This window comes from Flavobacterium sp. MDT1-60, from assembly GCF_014844035.1.
In the GTDB taxonomy this organism is placed as follows: Bacteria; Bacteroidota; Bacteroidia; order Flavobacteriales; family Flavobacteriaceae; genus Flavobacterium.
This window is the reverse complement of record NZ_CP062159.1, coordinates 870747-888133: the sequence shown is the minus strand read 5'-3', so window position 1 is coordinate 888133 and position 17387 is coordinate 870747. Positions and strand designations below refer to the sequence as shown.

The window sequence follows — 17387 nt, the reverse complement described above, 5'->3', positions numbered from 1 at the left end:
TGCTTTTCATAATAAATAAAAGTTGATTAAATTAAGTTAGTTATGGTTATATATAAAGTGTAAGTTTCATTGAGATGGCGCCAAAAAACGGCTAATACATAGCTTCTTTTTTAGCTATTTTTTTTACTTTAAAAATGGTTCTTTTAAAACTTATAGTCATTTTGAACTTATCTTATGGTAAATTTGACTACAAGTGTAAAACTTTTTTTCTATTTTAGCAAAATATTAAGGATATTTTTTTCTAATTCTGATTTATACAGATTCAATTTTATTGATCTGATAAATTTAAAGGGTAAAACGAAATAAAAAATATCAAAAAAATACCGAAGTAGCATTTTGACAATCAATCATTTAAAGAATTCTGATTTTCGAATCCATTTTTTTAAAAATTTCAAGCAACTGATTATCAAATTTTTACTTTGTTAAAAAAATATTAAGTAATCAACAATGATACTTATGCATTTTATTTGTTTAATTTGTCAAAATTTCTATCGCACATGGATATAAAAGTAGATTCCGATTCAGCCCTAAAAAGTGAACAAAACGCAATGAATGCGATCACGATTGACTGTGTCATATTTGGCTTTGATGAAGGAAGTTTAGAAGTACTTTTGGTTCAACATGGCGAAGGAATCAGTAAAGGAAAATGGGGACTTCCCGGAGGATGGATTTATAAAAAAGAAAGTACAGACAATGCGGCACATCGATTGTTGAATGAACTTACCGGTCTTGATAATATTTATCTGGAGCAGCTAAAAGCTTTTGGAAATCCGGATCGTTTTCCGCTTCGCCGTGTTATCACTATTGGATATTATGCTTTGGTAAAAAGAGAAGACTATAATATTAAAGCAGGTTTTACGGCAGCTGATGCCAAATGGTATAAAATAGATGCCATTCCGGATTTAATTTATGATCACAACGAAATTCTGTCTTACAGTCTGAAACATCTTCAAAACAGAGTACGTCAGGCACCGATTGGATTCAATCTTTTGCCTGAAAAATTCACTTTATTACAATTAATGCATTTGTATGAAGAAATTTTAGGTGTTGAAATGGACAAATCGAATTTCAGAAGAAAAATTCTGCATATGAAATTGTTGGTTGCTTTAGATGAAAAACAACAAGATGTATCGCACAGAGCGGCCAAACTATATAAATTTGACGAAGCTATTTACAATAAACTGAACGAAAAAGGATTTAATTTTGAATTTTAACCCAAGCTATAAGGCAATCCATGACAATTTTATCTAATAAAAATAACACCGACGCGGATAACAACATAACGCCAGAAATCATAAAACCAGCTATTGAGGGTATCACGGTTGACTGCGTTATATTTGGATTTAACAAGGCAAGTCTTGAAGTGCTTTTAGTGCAACATGCCGAAGGAGAAAGTGTAGGGAAATGGGGACTTCTTGGGGGATGGATAAAAAAAGAAGAAAGCGCTGACGATGCCGCACAACGTGTTTTATACGAATTAACAAGTCTTGACAATATTTATCTGGAACAGCTAAAAGCTTTTACAGACCCAAAACGTGTTCTTGACAGAAGAGTTGTCACTATTGGCTATTATACTTTGGTCAATCGCGAAGACTATAATATTAAAGCCGGTTTTACGCTGCGAGAGGCCAAATGGTATAAGATCAACGACATTCCGGATTTGATTTTTGACCACAATGAAATCCTCGAATTTAGCTTAATGCAACTTCGTAACAGAGTGCGTCAGGCACCAATTGGATTCAATCTTTTGCCAGAAAAATTTACTTTATTGCAGTTAATGCATTTGTATGAAGAGATATTAGGAATTGAATTGGAAAAATCAAATTTCCGAAGAAAAATTCTGCATATGAAATTGTTAGTTGCCTTAGATGAAAAACAACAAGATGTCTCGCACAGAGCAGCAAAATTGTACAAATTTGATCCGGATATTTACAAGAAACTGACAGAAAAAGGATTTAACTTTGAGTTTTAAAGCCCTTTTTAAATTTCAGAATCCAACAATCGGACAACTACATTCCAGAATCCAAAACTTTCCGCTATCTTTGCGCCTTAATAACATGCTCAAAAGCAGTTGCTACAGGGCAAAATTATACCCGAAAATACTTAAACTCGCATAAGAGAATTGATATATTAAAATGAAGAAGATACGTAACTTTTGCATTATTGCACACATTGACCACGGTAAAAGTACATTGGCAGACCGATTATTGGGCGCTACACAAACCGTTACAGCTCGTGAAGAAAAAGCACAATTGCTTGACAACATGGACCTGGAGCGCGAGCGTGGAATCACCATTAAAAGTCACGCCATACAAATGGAATACACTTATAAAGGCGAGGAATATATTTTAAATTTAATTGACACTCCTGGTCACGTTGACTTTTCATACGAAGTTTCACGATCTATTGCGGCCTGCGAAGGTGCGCTTTTGATTGTTGATGCTGCGCAAAGTATTCAGGCACAAACAATTTCGAACTTATATTTGGCTTTAGAAAATGACCTGGAAATTATTCCGGTTTTGAATAAAGTTGATTTACCAAGTGCTAACCCGGAAGAAGTTAGTGATGATATTATCGATTTATTAGGTTGTAAATTAGAAGATATTATTCATGCTTCAGGGAAAACAGGTTTTGGTGTTGAAAATATTTTAGCAGCCATTATCGAAAAAATTCCACCTCCATCAGGAAATGTGGATGAGCCTTTACAGGCATTGATTTTCGATTCACATTACAATCCGTTTCGTGGAATTGAAGTTATTTTCCGTGTTAAAAACGGACAAATTAAAAAAGGGCAAAAAATTAAATTCATGGCCACCGGAAATGAATATTTTGCTGACGAAATTGGAACTTTAAAATTAAATCAGGTTCCGAAAAATGTTATTTCTGCAGGTGATGTTGGTTATTTAATTTCAGGAATTAAAGAAGCCAAAGAGGTAAAAGTTGGGGACACTCTAACTGATGCCAAAACACCAACTACTAATATGATTACTGGTTTTGAGGATGTAAAACCAATGGTTTTTGCCGGAATTTATCCAGTTGACACTGAAGATTATGAAGATTTGCGTTCTTCTATGGAGAAACTACAATTGAATGATGCTTCATTAGTCTTTACTCCTGAAAGTTCTGCTGCTTTAGGATTTGGTTTCCGTTGTGGATTCTTAGGAATGCTTCACATGGAAATTATTCAGGAACGTTTAGAGCGTGAGTTCGATATGACTGTAATTACTACAGTTCCTAACGTTTCGTATTTAGCTTATACCAAAAAAGATCCTGAAACTCCATTTGTAGTAAACAATCCTTCTGATTTACCTGAACCATCTCGTTTAGACAGAGTTGAAGAACCATATATTAAAGCAACAATCATTACAAAATCCGACTTTGTTGGAAACGTAATGAGTTTGTGTATTGAAAAACGTGGTCAAATTACTAATCAAACGTATTTGACTACAGAAAGAGTTGAATTAAATTTTGATATGCCTTTGGCCGAAATTGTATTTGACTTTTACGATCGTTTAAAAACAGTTTCTAAGGGTTATGCTTCTTTTGATTATTCTCCAATCGGAATGAGAACTTCGAAATTAGTAAAACTGGATGTACTGTTGAACGCACAAACTGTTGATGCGCTTTCAGCCTTAATTCACGAAGACAACGCTTACAACATCGGTAAAAAAATGACCGAGAAATTACGTGAATTGATTCCAAGACAGCAATTTGACATTCCAATTCAGGCTGCAATTGGAGCGAAAATTATCGCTCGTGAAACCATTAAAGCGCTTCGTAAAGACGTTACCGCAAAATGTTATGGTGGAGATATTTCGCGTAAGCGTAAATTGCTTGAAAAACAGAAAAAAGGTAAAAAACGTATGAGACAAGTTGGAAACGTTGAGATTCCACAAGAAGCTTTTATGGCTGTTTTGAAATTGAACGATTAATTCTTGTTTTAGAAAATAGATGCAAGAGAATAGAATATAGATTTAACCCGATAACTTTCGTTATCGGGTTTTTTATTTTTATGCTGTGGGCATTGTAAACGACCAGCCTGCTATAACCAAATCTTGAACGACTTCGTTTGTTTCGGCTCCGTCTTGTAGAGTATAAATTCCTTTATTGGCCACATATCTTTCTGCTAATTTTGACGATCCGTAGATGCCTCCGAAGATCGTAGCAAAAATTCCAAGAATAAATACAAATGCATTTAAGTTCATGAAATTATAAAGCAGAAGTCCTAGTAATATGATAACAGAAACAACCGAAATGGTAACGGCTTTGTTCTTTGCATCGTAATGAATGTCTTTGCAGGAACGACATCTGGGAATTCCGATTAAAACTTTGGAATATTTTACTGATCTGTAAACGACAATATTGGTTCTGTCGCCCTCAACAAAAAGAGGCACAAAATAACAGTCATTCATGTTTTCCATTTCAGCTTCTCCACAGTAGGTGCATTTGTGATCGTGAGGCTCAAATCTCTTATAAGCCTCGTCAAAGGTGTAATTTCTAATCATTTTATTTGGGGTTTAAAATTTAAAAATTAATCATTTGCTGGTATCAATTTTGACAAAATGTACTTTATCAAAAAAGCAGGACCAAAAGCCATTATCATTGGAATAAAAAGTTCCAGGTTTAAAAAAGTATCGCGTCCTCTAAGATAAAAGCCAACGGCGAAAGGCATGAGTATAGCACCCACAGCAAAACCAACCACGGCAGGTATTGGGTTTTTAGGAAACCCGTAGAATCCTGCTAAACAAGCCACCAATAAAGAAACGAGAATCATTATTCCGCTTTGCCCTCCAAACATTGCAATTAGCAGAGAAGAAAAAATGACAGCAAAAACAGCAATATTACCTTTCTCTTCATTTTCTTTTGCTTCTTTAGCTTCATAAAAAAGATCTTCTTTATAGCTTTTAACCACTTTCAATAATGCTGCTTTTGCTTTTTCCTCTTCAAATCCTGATTCAATCAAATTATTGATTTCAGTTTCTGCATCAAAAACACCTTTTATAATCTTATTTTTTAATTCTTCTTGCTTAGAATATGATAATTCGTTATCCATTTGCTCTATTTTTTGTGGATTTAAAAATAGGGAATAATTAAATTAACAATCTAAATTGTATGAATAATTTTTTATAAAAAGCGTTATTAAGCTCCTTTTTTCGAAAAATCCAGTATTTGCTTACTGTTTATAATTTTCATTTTTAAAATCATAAGCAAATACTTATAAATTTAATCAACTGATTTTTAGCGCATTTCGCCCACAAGCCACTTTGAAGTTACTTTTATCCTGGACAATGTATTAACCTTAGTTTAGTATAAAAGAAAATATTGAAAAGCTGTCTCAATTTGGGACAGCTTTTTTGTTTTCATTCAATCTTTACCTTTGTATCTTTGAATCTTATTCCCGAAGCTTCGGGACAGTAAATCAGAACCTTAGTAACTCAAAAAACATGCTTGACGAATCTCCAAAACGTTTTGACCGTATTGTCGCTATCCTCATTCAATTACAATCAAAAAAAATTGTAAAAGCACAGGAATTGGCCAATCGCTTTGAAGTCAGTTTAAGAACTATTTACAGGGATATTCGAACTTTGGAAGCATCCGGAGTTCCAATCTACAGTGAAGCCGGCGTTGGTTATGCTTTAATGGACGGTTACAGATTGCCTCCTGTTATGTTTACTCGCGAAGAGGTAAGCAGCTTTATTGCGGCAGAAAAACTGATGCAGAAATTTACGGATCCTTCTTTAGGAAGTCATTATGCATCTGCGATGTTTAAACTAAAATCGGTTTTACGAAGTACGGACAAGGACTGGCTCTCCAATATTGAATCGAAAGTAGTCATGCAAACGGCAGAACCCATGTTTAACGATAATTCTCCTAATACTTTGGCTGTTCTTTTTGAAAGTATTGCAGAGAAAAAGCAAATTTTACTTTCTTATAAAACAGTTGAAAAAGATGAAACGACAAAAAGAAATATCGAACCTGTTGGTGTTTTTCATGATCATAATAACTGGTATTTTTTAGGATATTGTCATTTGAGAAAAGATTACAGACAATTCAGAACCGACAGAATTCAGGGAATTCAGAAAACAGAGTGTGATTTTACTATAGAACATGATTCTTTAGAAACTTATCTGACTAAAACAGAAACCATTCCGACCATAAAAGTTAGACTTTTGATCGAAAAGAAAATAGCCCGATACCTGGAAACAGAAAGAAAATACCATGGTTATATTTCAGAAAAAGAAGTAGATGGTAAAATAGAAATGACCTTTATGTGTCGCGACATCGAAAGTGGCTTTCCACGTTGGTTTTTAATGTTTGGCGATTATGCCGAAATCCTGGAACCGGAAAGATTAAAAACCAGAGCTTTAGAATTATTGGAAATTAACAGACAAAGGCTTTTATAAAAAAACTCCTGAGAAAATGAACTGTCCTCAGGAGTTTTTTGTTTATTTCTGTTTAATCACATTATAAAAATTGTAATCAGTATTTGAGGCATCTGTAATTCCGATATTTCGCCCTATTGTTACAATCTGACCTCTATGATAGGTGCCGTGATTAATAACCTGAAGCAAATAATCAGAAATTGGCAATTCGCATTCAAACCACGGATTAGTAATTTTAACTTCTTTAACTAAGTCTTCTTCTGACAATGAATGGATAAATTGCTTCAATTTTGCAGATGAATTTAATAGTCCGTCAAATATTTCATCTTTCGACAATTTATTTTCTGCTTTTTTCTCTGTATGAGCAGTTTCAGATATGATTGAAAACCAATATTCCTCTGTAGACCAGATATGATCAAGTGTTTTCATAATAGTTGAAAAACTTGAAGGCACTTCTGTGTAAAGCAATTCATCTGATTTCGGTGAAAGCCAATTCACAAATTGTTGATTTACCCATAAATTGTAATCTGCATAATTGGACATTATCTTTTTTAAACTCATAGCCATTAATTTTAGATTTGTTTGATAAAGTTATAATTTGAAAGTCGCAGAACTATCTTTCCCAGAAAAAAGGTGGTTCAATATTTAAAGCTCTTAAATATACATAACCTTGTCCACGGTGATGCACTTCATTCTCAATAAAATACAAGATATTCTGTATAACAGGAAATTCGTACTGACCAAAAAGATTAAAAGTTTCATTGAAATCTTCTATCGATAATTTTTCCCAATACTGATTAATTTCTGCAGTTGCTTCATCCCATTTTTCAAGGTATTGTGCTTTAAAAATTAATTTCTCTGAATCCTCCGCAAAAGGTTTAGCTTCTTTATTTACAATTCCCTTAAGACCAGGAACAGCAATAGCCAAAAGTTCGTCTGTTAATTTTGCAAAAGGTCGCATTCCTGCAATTGAAAATTCAAAAAAGTCTTTTTCAGGAAAAGCTTCAATCACACGTCTTGTAAGGGCGCGGTGTCCTTGCCAGTGTTTCAATAAATCTTCAGGAGTAATTACTTGGGCTGCTAATGTCTTCATGATTTTAAAGTTTTAATTATTTAATACTTCAAAAGTATTGAGGGTCGGTGACAACAGTTTGTCAGCAGGAAAAATTATTTTTTATAAATAGTAATAATTATTTACAATAACTCTTCAAAAATAATAATCAAAAATAACTTTAACACTCTAAAATACTGAAATTCATCATGTTGTAAGTAAAATCATTCGTATCTTTAAATTCCCAATTAAATAATAATCAGAATTATGAGAGCCCCGCTTCATCTTCTACTTTTATTATTTTATTCGACCATATCTTTTTCACAGGGAATCATTGTCGACACCACAACCTTGACTATACCTCAACTAATTCGGGAAGAATTAATGCAAAATGCCTGTTCGAACGAAAGCAATTTTAAATTCTCATCGCATCTGGGCATTGGTAAATTCACCAATATTAATCCAAACTTTCCAATTTCAAGCGGTATTATTATCCGAAACGGTATCGCAAAATATACCGAAGGAATTTACACCGGGGCCAATGAAAGCAGCCAGTTAAACACGGCTAGTGACGGCGACTTACAAATTATAAGCAATGAAAACGGGCAAATTGTTGCAATTACCGATGTTAGTTTCATCCAGTTTGATTTTACTCCGCTATCGAATAATTTTAGTTTTGATTTTCTTTTTGCCTCTAATGAATATGGAGAATTTCAATGTGGATTTAGCGATGTTTTTGCCTTTATATTAACTGACTTAACCACAGGAGTTATTACAAATCTTGCTGTACTTCCCGGAACAACAACACCGGTTTCGGTTAAAAATATTCGTAATCAACAATATAATTCTTCCTGTTTATCTGCCAATGCCAATTTATTTGACCATTACAATGTGACTAATCCGGGAGAATCTGCCATAAATATGCGAGGGGAAACCAAAGTTTTAACCGCTTCGTCGATCGTGATTCCCAATAGAACTTATAGCATTAAACTGGCCATTGGTGATTATCACGACAGCAATTATGATGCTGCAGTTTTTATAAAAGGCGGTAGTTTTATGACTACTATGGATTTAGGTTCTGACAGAACTATTTGCGAAGGTGAAAGCATTACACTTCAATCCGGACTTACAGGCAATTATACTTATGTCTGGACTCGGGATGATGTTGTGATTCCGGGCGAATCAGGCAATTCTTTAACCCTTACAAATTCCGGAACTTACGGTCTGACGGCTACACTTTCCGGTTGTGTTATTAAAGATGAAGTAGTCATTTCTGATTTAGTCATTAAATCTCCCCAAAACTTAACCGCATGTTATAACGGAACTCCAAATTATCAATATGATTTAACAAAAAATAATTTGGCTGCATTAAACCTCAATCCGGCCGAATATAAACTTCAATATTTTGATTCTTTGACAGCTGCTAATTCAAACGGACCAGCAATACCCAACAATCAATTGACCACTTATACAAGTACAGGAAACCAGACGATCTATATAAAAGCGGTACATATTTCTAATGAAAATACCTTTTGCAATAATTTACTTTCTTTCAACCTATTGGTAACAAACCCTATAAATGCTGTAAAACCTCCCGATTTAAATGTATGCGACACTAATTCCGGAAGAGTACTAGTTGATTTGACTACTCAGGAAACTGCAATTCTAAACGGATCAACTCCTTCTGAATATAAAATTAGCTATTATACTAACGAGGCAGCAGCGATGAGTGGCACTAACAGAATTCAAAAACCAGCAGAATTTATTACTGCTTTATCTCAGTCACCACAAACGATCTGGGTGCGAATAGAACATAGTTCAAGCTCGATTTGTTATATGACTGTCAATTTTGTTATAACTATTAATTCACTTCCACCTGTTGACGACATTCCGGATGTTGTCGCTTGTAATAGCTATACACTGCCCGCAATAACCTTTGGGAATTATTACACGGCTCCAGGTGGAACAGGAACTAAATTGAACGCCGGAGATGTTATCACTAAAGGCGGAACCTACTATATTTACAGCGGCCCAACTGCCACAAACAAATGCACTAACGAGAGCTATTTTAACGTAATCCTGATTTATGAATTGAGTTTTCGTAAAGAAGCCTGTGGCCAATACACAATTCCCAGAGTTCCTGCTGGTGCATTTTTTACGGCTGCCGGAGGAGGCGGAAATGAAATTCCGTCAGGCACTGCATTTACAACAGATCAGACTATTTATTATTATGCCGTAATCAATGGAGCGGTTTGTCGTGACGAGGCTATATCATTTGTCGTTTATCCGCTACCTCTGATAGATACACCAGTTAATGTAGTAACCTGTGATTCTTATATCCTGCCGCCTTTGGCAAATGGCAATTATTTTACTTTGGCCGGTGGTTTGGGAACTCGTTTAAATGCCGGACATAAAATCACTTCTAGCCAAACCCTTTTTGTCTTTGCAAACGATGGAAGATGTACCGATGAGCATTCCTTCAAAATCGATATTATAGACTCCCAAACTTTTGTTCCGATTTCCAAATGCGGAAGCTATACCTTACCTGCAGTTGAAATAGGCGGTTATTTCGACAACCCGAAAGGCCAGGGCACAAACATTCCCGTTGGAACAGTCATTACGACTTCACAAACCGTGTATTATTATGCCACAACAACAACAGCTCCAAATTGTACTGATAACACCAAATACGAAATCACCATAAAACCATTACCATTGGTAGATACGCCGGCCAATAGATTGGAATGTCAAAGTTACCTATTGCCACCCTTGGTAAATGGTAATTATTTCACCAAAACCAATGGTAGCGGACTGCCATTAAAAGCCGGCGACGTCATTACTAAAACACAGACTATTTATGTTTATTCCGTTGGAACAGAGTGCACCAATGAACATAGTTTTATTGTTCAAATAAGACCACTACCGCCTGTCGATAGTTTTACCGATGTGGTCACCTGCTCTGATTTCAAACTGCCTAAATTAAAAAACGGAAAATATTACACTGCGACAGGAGGCCCTCATGGTTCGGGAAACATAATTTCTGAAGGCACTATTATAAACAGCAATCAAACTATTTATATCTATAATGAATGGGTAGATTTTACAGACTGTCGAAATGAAACTTTTTTCAAGATTAATTACAATGGAATAGATGTGGGTACCTTTAATAATGTAAATGTTTGCGACAGCTACACTTTACCACCATTAAAACTAGGGAACTATTATTCGCAGCCTCAGGGAAAAGGTGCAGTTATCCCCGTCGGAACAATTTTAAAAACCTCACAAACCATTTATGTCTACGCCATTGTTGGAAATAGACAAACTTGTTCAAGCCAAAAGAGCTTTTCGGTTACGATTTCCCCAACTCCTATAGTAGCCAGCCCTCCAGATGTTGCTATTTGTCAAAGCTATACATTGCCGCCTTTATCCGTTGGAAATTATTACAGCGGACCAAATGGAACCGGAACAGTCTATTTGACCGGCCAACAGATAAACGTAAGTCAAAAAATGTATGTTTATGCTGCAGCTCCTGCCAATTCTGCCTGCGCTTCGCAAGATGATTTTGATATTACCATTTATCCACTGAAAGATTTGACATTAAGAAATGAAATTATCTGTGTCGATTTCCAAACGGGAACCCTACTCCGTTCAGCACAATTAAATTCGGGACTAAATCCGGATATTTATGCGATTGATTGGTTTTTAAATGGCACTAAAATAAGCAGCGGACCCAATTATACTGCAACTCAGGAAGGTACTTATACTATTGTTAGTACAAAAAAAACGCCCAATATTGGTAACGATTGCGGTTACAATCCGGCTACAGTTAGCGTTGAAAAATCAAGTCCGGCATTGGCAACCGTCACAGTAACTGATTCTTTTGAAGATTCAATCGACATTATCGTAAACTTAGCTAATGGTTTTGGAATTTATGAATATCAATTGGACGGCGGAAATTTTCAATCCAACAATGTTTTTTCAAATGTTGATTCGGGAGAGCATGTTATTACCGTAAAAGACATCAAAGGAAACTGCGACGACCAGATTCTAATTGCCAACGTGCTCAAATACCCCAAATTTTTCACTCCAAACGCTGATGGATACAATGATACCTGGAATATTCCTGATCTTGCTTTTCAGCCCAATGCCGTTATAAATATCTTTGATCGTTATGGCAAACTCCTAAAACGAATAAGCCCCGCAGGTTCTGGTTGGGACGGCAATTACAATGGCGATCCGCTTCCTTCGACTGATTATTGGTTTCAGGCTTTTTATACCCAGGATGGAGTAGCTCAGGTATTCAAATCACATTTTAGTATGAAACGATGATCCTTTGGGCGTACCAGCACAAAGAAAAGGGGTCAACTCACTCTGCTGGTTATTCGGCCCCCTTTCCTTTATGCTGGCAGGTTGTCCGGTCCGCCGCCACGGATTCCTCCCATCTTTCACGCGGTCTCAGGAACTTTAGGATAACAGACTAGTTGTGTTTTTCAATAATATTCACCAAGGCAAATTAGTTTCACTAACCTCTTTATTCAATTTTAAATAAATCACAATTTCGTTTCTTATTTTATTTATAGTTATTAAATCATCAACTTCGTACCTTTGCAACCTTGGTAAAAAACCAAAAAAGCAATAAACAGACAAAATGATTGAAGATAAAAACCCACAACGTACCAGTATAGCGCAATTAGGCGAATTTGGTTTAATAGAACATTTAACCAAAAATTTTGATGTTACTCAGGAGTCTACTTTAAAAAGTATTGGCGATGATGCTGCTGTTCTTGATTTTAAGGATAAAAAAGTAGTGGTTTCTACCGATTTATTGATTGAAGGTGTTCATTTTGATTTGGCTTACATGCCATTAAAACACTTAGGATACAAATCAGTAGTTGTAAATCTCTCTGATATTTGTGCCATGAATGCCAAACCAACTCAAATTACGGTTTCTGTGGCAGTTTCTAACCGTTTTCCACTAGAAGCCCTGGAAGAACTTTTTGAAGGCATTACACATGCTGCAAAAGAATATAAAGTTGATGTTATTGGTGGCGACACAACCTCATCGCAAAAAGGATTGATTATTAGCATAACTGCAATTGGTGAAGCCAATGAAGAAGAGATCGTTTACAGAAATGGTGCAAAACAAACCGATTTACTTGTTGTAACCGGCGATATTGGGGCTGCTTATATGGGATTACAGGTTTTAGAACGCGAAAAACAGGTTTTTCAGGTCAACCCAAACAGTCAGCCTGACTTAGACATGTACAGTTATTTAATCGAACGCCAGTTAAAACCCGAAGCACGAAAAGATGTCCGCACCTTATTACACGCTCTTGAAATAAAACCAACTTCGATGATCGATATTTCTGACGGATTATCATCAGAAATCATTCATTTGTGTAAGCAATCAAAAGTGGGTTGTAATTTATATGAAGATAAATTACCGTTGGATCCTCAGTTTATTTCAACTTGTGAAGAATTCAATATTGATAGTACAACAGTTGCCATTAACGGCGGAGAAGATTACGAACTGTTATTTACAATTGACATTAACGACTTCGACAAAATAAAAGGAAATCCAAACTTTTCGATTATTGGTCATATGGCCGATGAAAGCGAAGGAATTCATTTAGTGACACGTGCCAATACCAAAATCGCTTTAAAAGCAAGAGGTTGGGATGCATTGAGTGAATAACTTTTAAGAAATTCCAAATAAAAAATTCCAAATTCCAACATGACTAGCATTGGAATTTGGAATTTTTTATTTGGAATTTCATTATTAAAAAAGCCCTTTACTTTTAGCCTCTTTAAGTAGTTCTTCGTCTGAACCCGATTTTATTTTAAGCAATTCTTTTAAATTGACTTTTCGCTTTTCAATCGCATTCAAAGAAATCGGAATATATTGCGGCATTTGGTCAATCGGAGTTTGTTTTGAAAGATGAAAGAGAATCTGTTTATCGAACTCATCAATTTCAATTGAATTATGTGCGGACTGATTCACCATTTTTACTACAGACTGGCTGTAATATTTATCATTTTTCATGACTTTATCAAAGGCAAAAAGCAACTCGTCAAAAGTAAGGTCATTTTTAATTATCAAACCATTTGGATTTATGGTTCTTATAATTGTTTTTATTTTTAGCAATTCCGTATACATTGTCAGCAAAATGATCTTACAATGAGGCATTTTTTTCAGGAGCAATTTAGCCAAATCTTCGCCTGAAAAAATTTCCTTCTCCTCATAGGCCGGCATACTTATATCTAAAAAAGCCACATCAAAATTTGGAGTAGCCTCGTCTTCAATTAAATCATAAGCCGATCTGCAATCGTGGGCCTGCAAAATATTAAAATCATATTCCTTAGGATTATAACGTGTAATCGCATTTTTATATCCCTCAATTATAAAAGGATGATCATCTACAATTAAGATATTTCGGCTGATTAAAGGCGGAATCGGAGTTAGGTTAAGTGTCATTCTTTTGCAGGTTTATTTTTTGATCGATTGGGACTTTAATTATGAGAACGGTTCCTTCTCCCTTGGAAGATTTTATAGTAACTGTCCCCTTACACTCTTTTGCGCGGTATTGGATATTATGTAACCCTATTCCGTTTTTCGTTCTTTTGGTATTAAAACCATTTCCGTCATCTGAAATCGATAAAACCAAATAATCAATTTCACTTTTAAATTCTGTCGTAATTGTATCAGCATCCGCATATTTATTGCAGTTTTGAAGTGCCTCCTGAATAATTCTATATAAGTTAATCTTAACAATATTACTTACTAACTCCCATTTAATATGAGAATCAAAAGAGGTGATTAATTTAGAATCGTACGTGTTTTGTTGTTTTTCAAACAATTTGTTTAAAATAGCGATAAAATTATTAATTAATTCTGATTTTTCCCTATTTAAATCATGCGAAATTTCACGGATGTCCTCTTCAATGTGTTTTAGTTCTGTTAAGTATTTTTTTCTTTTTTGAGCTGCATCTGGCTCATCGATCTTATCTAAACCATCCAGACTAATTCTTATACCAAACATTCTGCCCAAAACACCATCATGGAGTTCCTGAGCAACTTTCTTTTTTTCTTTAATTCGGGTTAGCTCAATATCATTTTGCTGAGATATCATCAAATTATAAATATCTTCGTTTGCAATTTGCTGTTGTTGCTTAAAAAGTAATTCCCTATTTTTTGCCTGTTGTGTTTTATAAACATAAAAAAACAAACCTATCAGCGTACAAATACTAAAAACATATACTAAAGCTCTGTTTTTTTCCTGTAAGTTTGAATTTTGATCTTTTATTTCGTTGGTTTCATACTGGATACGGGAAAATTTCTCCCCCATATTTCGTTCTGATTTTACCATTTTTTCATTCAATCGAATATATTCTCTTGAATAAACTGAGGCATTTCCCGGATCAACAACTGCAATTTGTTTCAGTGCGTCTAATGTATTTCTTAATTTATTTGAATGTCTGGATAAAATTAATGCCTGTTTCGAAAATTGAATGGCTTTAAAAGTATCTTTTGTAAACGCATAATATTCAGACAAATGAATCTTATTTAATATAATTCCAGATTCCAGTTTTAAACTGTCCCTTATTCTAAGTGCATCATAAAATTGCCCAGGCAAATCAGTAAAGTTTTGAGATTTAAATTTAGCGTACGCCAAATTATCTAAAAGCATGGCATATAAACTTGTCTTTCCATTAAATAAATCCTTCTCCTTCAGGCCTTTCTGAAAATAGAATTTTGCTTTATTAAAATTATTCATTCTTAAATAAACGAATCCAATGTTATTTAGTGACGTTGCTTTTGACTGAAGCTCTGACGGAATTGATTTATCTTCCAGCGTAAGTAATGCTTTATTATGATACTCCAATGCTTTATCGTATTCTTCACGTTCATTGTACAGTATCCCCAACAAATTATAACAATCATAAAGATCGTTATTCACATTTTTCTTCTGTTTTAAAATTTTAAGTGCTTTAAAAATGGTTATTTCACTTTCAAAAAAGTCGCCTTCACTTAACTGCAAATCTGCTTTTGCTAAAAAAGTTTTAATTAAATTAAAATCATCATTAATTCCAAGATATATTTTTTCTGCTTTGAAATAATTCAAAAAAGCACTATCTGAAATTCTTTGTGATGAATAATAATCTCCCAGATAAATATAAGCTTTCCCCATATTTATAGAATCTTTACTATCTATAGATTTTTCCAAAACCAATATCGCTATCTTCTGATATGATTTCCAATCACTCATATTGTAATAACGATTGGCAATTTTAAAGAGATTTACTTTTTTAAGGGAGTCATCTTTTTGATCCTTTACAATCTCAAATGCCTTTTGATTATATTTTTGCTTGTATTGAAAAGGCAGATTTATATCGTTTGCTAACGAAAAATAAATAGCTAGACTATCGTCTGAAGGATTTAAACTTACATCTTTATTTTCTTTCTTTTTGGTTGTGCAACCAAAAAGAATAAGAAATAAAAACAATAATATCTGAGAATGTTTTTTCAATGTATGTTTTGATTTTCATCAAAAATACTAAAACTATAAACATAAAAAAAGGTTGCCAAAAACTGACAACCTTTTTTTATATTTACTTATGCCTTTTTAGTCGACTTTTATTGTAGATCTTACAGCCTGACTATCAGAAGAAAAGCTGTTTAACTGGCTTGAAGCAGCATTTAATTGATTAGATGAATTGTAAACATCAAGCTTTCTGGTTCCATCTCTACCTGATTGTCCTCCTAAATCTATATCAATAATCATAGCAGTATTTTTTGAATCTGATGAATTAGTTACTACTGGGTTAGCAAATGAAGTTGCTACCATTATTAAAGAAAATAATCCTAATGTTAAAGCTGTCTTTTTCATAATCTTAAGGTATTTTATTGATTGTTTGTTTTTGGAGTTGATTCTTTTGGGCAGAATCAATGATGTAAAACTAAGTACGGAATCAAAAAAAAAGTATATGAAAAATGTAGTTTATGGTAGAACGTGCCCAAATGATAGTCAATGAGCGTTAATTCAATGTAAATGTCTAGTTTTTAGACTTCTAAGTAGTTTCCTACAGCAAAATTTACGATAATTATATCGACATTTGATTTATAGGTTTTAGAAAATGGAATCTTCTTGGGAGAATTTTTTATGTAACAAACTGAGTTTCCGTTATGAATTCTTGCAATGTAATTTTGATTAATGATATAACTGTTATGAATTCGAATAAATGGATGAGATAAAATACTCTCAAAATGCTTTAATGTTTTAAAAGCGGTTACCATTTCACCGGAATTAAGATAAATATCTGTCGAATTATTATCAGCCTGAAAATACGCGATGTCAGCCGCATTCAGATAACGATAATCACCGTATGATTTAATACAAATAATTAAAGGCTTTTCCAGCTCTTGTACCCGTTTCGTTTGCGGAACAACAACTGAGGCAACTTCATTTCTATTTTCTTTGGTTACAGGCTCCAAAATACCCTTTTCGATTTTCAAAACCGTCTTGAGTAAATCGATAGCCAACAGAGGTTTCAATAAATAATCAAAAACACCATATTGAATGGCCTCAAAAGCCAGCTCTTTTTTTGTTGTGTTGATTATAATTTTAGGGATCACAGTTAAATATCGGTACAATTCGCTGATGAACGCAAGGGATAAATTGCTGGATGAATCTTTTGGATCAATTTCTAAAAAAACTAAAGAAGGTTTATATTCTAAAACTAAATGTAACCCATTTTGATAATTCGTTGCCGATGCCACAAAAGTTAATTCCGAAAAACCTTCTGCAATTGTTTTGGTTCTCAAAATACTTTCAGCATCATCATCTATAATAATATACGAATACCTTTTCAAGTTTAAATTTATGTTTTTATGGGTCAATTAAATTTACGCATTTCAACCCTATAAACATTTCATTGTTAACACATTACGGTTA

General features: G+C 34.1%; 14 protein-coding genes. 6 read left to right on the top strand and 8 right to left on the bottom strand.

Annotation, left to right across the window (positions count from 1 at the left end; genetic code table 11):
* Positions 1–497: 497 nt before the first annotated feature.
* The 3 genes from IHE43_RS03650 to lepA all read left to right on the top strand — a co-directional run bounded on the left by IHE43_RS03650 (position 498) and on the right by lepA (position 3932).
* Entirely contained in the window at positions 498–1214 is a 717-nt protein-coding gene (locus IHE43_RS03650; RefSeq protein WP_192186729.1) for an NUDIX domain-containing protein, read from the top strand.
* 20 nt (positions 1215–1234) lie between these two features.
* Positions 1235–1972 (top strand): NUDIX domain-containing protein, encoded by a 738-nt coding sequence (locus IHE43_RS03645; protein WP_192186728.1) that lies wholly within the window; start codon positions 1235–1237, stop codon positions 1970–1972.
* A gap of 163 nt (positions 1973–2135) precedes the next feature.
* Entirely contained in the window at positions 2136–3932 is a 1797-nt protein-coding gene (gene lepA / locus IHE43_RS03640; RefSeq protein ID WP_056188032.1) for a translation elongation factor 4, read from the top strand.
* A 78-nt stretch (positions 3933–4010) separates the two neighbouring features.
* Here lepA and IHE43_RS03635 read toward each other — a convergent pair whose 3' ends face one another.
* Both IHE43_RS03635 and IHE43_RS03630 read right to left on the bottom strand, forming a co-directional pair.
* The gene (locus IHE43_RS03635; RefSeq protein ID WP_192186727.1) at positions 4011–4505 is read right to left on the bottom strand and encodes a hypothetical protein; all 495 of its coding nucleotides are present in this window, start codon (positions 4503–4505) and stop codon (positions 4011–4013) included.
* 26 nt (positions 4506–4531) lie between these two features.
* On the bottom strand, positions 4532–5053 hold the full coding sequence (locus IHE43_RS03630) for a hypothetical protein (protein WP_192186726.1): 522 nt from the start codon (positions 5051–5053) through the stop codon (positions 4532–4534).
* Between the two features lie 391 nt (positions 5054–5444).
* On the opposite strand from IHE43_RS03630, the gene IHE43_RS03625 reads away from it, so the two are divergent.
* Positions 5445–6404 (top strand): YafY family protein, encoded by a 960-nt coding sequence (locus tag IHE43_RS03625; protein ID WP_192186725.1) that lies wholly within the window; start codon positions 5445–5447, stop codon positions 6402–6404.
* A gap of 42 nt (positions 6405–6446) precedes the next feature.
* On the opposite strand, the gene IHE43_RS03620 is transcribed toward IHE43_RS03625, so the two are convergent.
* Both IHE43_RS03620 and IHE43_RS03615 read right to left on the bottom strand, forming a co-directional pair.
* Entirely contained in the window at positions 6447–6944 is a 498-nt protein-coding gene (locus IHE43_RS03620; protein WP_192186724.1) for a DinB family protein, read from the bottom strand.
* A 52-nt stretch (positions 6945–6996) separates the two neighbouring features.
* A complete protein-coding gene (locus tag IHE43_RS03615) occupies positions 6997–7476 on the bottom strand; it encodes a DinB family protein (RefSeq protein ID WP_192186723.1) in 480 nt (159 codons plus the stop codon).
* Positions 7477–7701: 225 nt separating this feature from the next.
* Here IHE43_RS03615 and IHE43_RS03610 point away from each other — a divergent pair, with 225 nt between their 5' ends.
* The gene (locus tag IHE43_RS03610) at positions 7702–11763 is read left to right on the top strand and encodes a T9SS type B sorting domain-containing protein (protein ID WP_192186722.1); all 4062 of its coding nucleotides are present in this window, start codon (positions 7702–7704) and stop codon (positions 11761–11763) included.
* Between the two features lie 319 nt (positions 11764–12082).
* On the top strand, positions 12083–13129 hold the full coding sequence (gene thiL / locus IHE43_RS03605; protein WP_192186721.1) for a thiamine-phosphate kinase: 1047 nt from the start codon (positions 12083–12085) through the stop codon (positions 13127–13129).
* Between the two features lie 84 nt (positions 13130–13213).
* Here the strand turns inward: thiL and IHE43_RS03600 are convergent, their stop codons facing one another.
* The 4 genes from IHE43_RS03600 to IHE43_RS03585 form a co-directional block, all read right to left on the bottom strand.
* Positions 13214–13909 carry a response regulator transcription factor gene (locus tag IHE43_RS03600; RefSeq protein ID WP_192186720.1) on the bottom strand — a complete coding sequence of 232 codons (696 nt, stop codon included), beginning with the start codon at positions 13907–13909 and terminating at the stop codon, positions 13214–13216.
* Positions 13899–15962: a tetratricopeptide repeat-containing sensor histidine kinase gene (locus IHE43_RS03595; protein ID WP_192186719.1), complete on the bottom strand. Its 2064-nt coding sequence runs from the start codon at positions 15960–15962 to the stop codon at positions 13899–13901. Before IHE43_RS03595 ends, IHE43_RS03600 begins: the two co-directional genes overlap by 11 nt.
* A gap of 96 nt (positions 15963–16058) precedes the next feature.
* Positions 16059–16322, bottom strand: coding sequence for a hypothetical protein (locus IHE43_RS03590; protein ID WP_192186718.1), 264 nt, complete (start codon positions 16320–16322; stop codon positions 16059–16061).
* Positions 16323–16495: 173 nt separating this feature from the next.
* On the bottom strand, positions 16496–17305 hold the full coding sequence (locus IHE43_RS03585; protein WP_192186717.1) for a LytTR family DNA-binding domain-containing protein: 810 nt from the start codon (positions 17303–17305) through the stop codon (positions 16496–16498).
* Positions 17306–17387 lie beyond the last annotated feature (82 nt).

Excerpts from the sequence above, each read along its gene's own strand:
- IHE43_RS03625 (WP_192186725.1), top strand. The coding sequence starts at position 5,445 with ATGCTTGACGAATCTCCAAAACGTTTTGACCGTATTGTCGCTATCCTC.
- IHE43_RS03600 (WP_192186720.1), bottom strand. The coding sequence starts at position 13,909 with ATGACACTTAACCTAACTCCGATTCCGCCTTTAATCAGCCGAAATATC.
- IHE43_RS03620 (WP_192186724.1), bottom strand. The coding sequence starts at position 6,944 with ATGAGTTTAAAAAAGATAATGTCCAATTATGCAGATTACAATTTATGG.
- IHE43_RS03635 (WP_192186727.1), bottom strand. The coding sequence starts at position 4,505 with ATGATTAGAAATTACACCTTTGACGAGGCTTATAAGAGATTTGAGCCT.
- lepA (WP_056188032.1), top strand. The coding sequence starts at position 2,136 with ATGAAGAAGATACGTAACTTTTGCATTATTGCACACATTGACCACGGT.
- IHE43_RS03645 (WP_192186728.1), top strand. The coding sequence starts at position 1,235 with ATGACAATTTTATCTAATAAAAATAACACCGACGCGGATAACAACATA.
- IHE43_RS03650 (WP_192186729.1), top strand. The coding sequence starts at position 498 with ATGGATATAAAAGTAGATTCCGATTCAGCCCTAAAAAGTGAACAAAAC.
- IHE43_RS03630 (WP_192186726.1), bottom strand. The coding sequence starts at position 5,053 with ATGGATAACGAATTATCATATTCTAAGCAAGAAGAATTAAAAAATAAG.
- IHE43_RS03615 (WP_192186723.1), bottom strand. The coding sequence starts at position 7,476 with ATGAAGACATTAGCAGCCCAAGTAATTACTCCTGAAGATTTATTGAAA.
- thiL (WP_192186721.1), top strand. The coding sequence starts at position 12,083 with ATGATTGAAGATAAAAACCCACAACGTACCAGTATAGCGCAATTAGGC.
- IHE43_RS03610 (WP_192186722.1), top strand. The coding sequence starts at position 7,702 with ATGAGAGCCCCGCTTCATCTTCTACTTTTATTATTTTATTCGACCATA.
- IHE43_RS03590 (WP_192186718.1), bottom strand. The coding sequence starts at position 16,322 with ATGAAAAAGACAGCTTTAACATTAGGATTATTTTCTTTAATAATGGTA.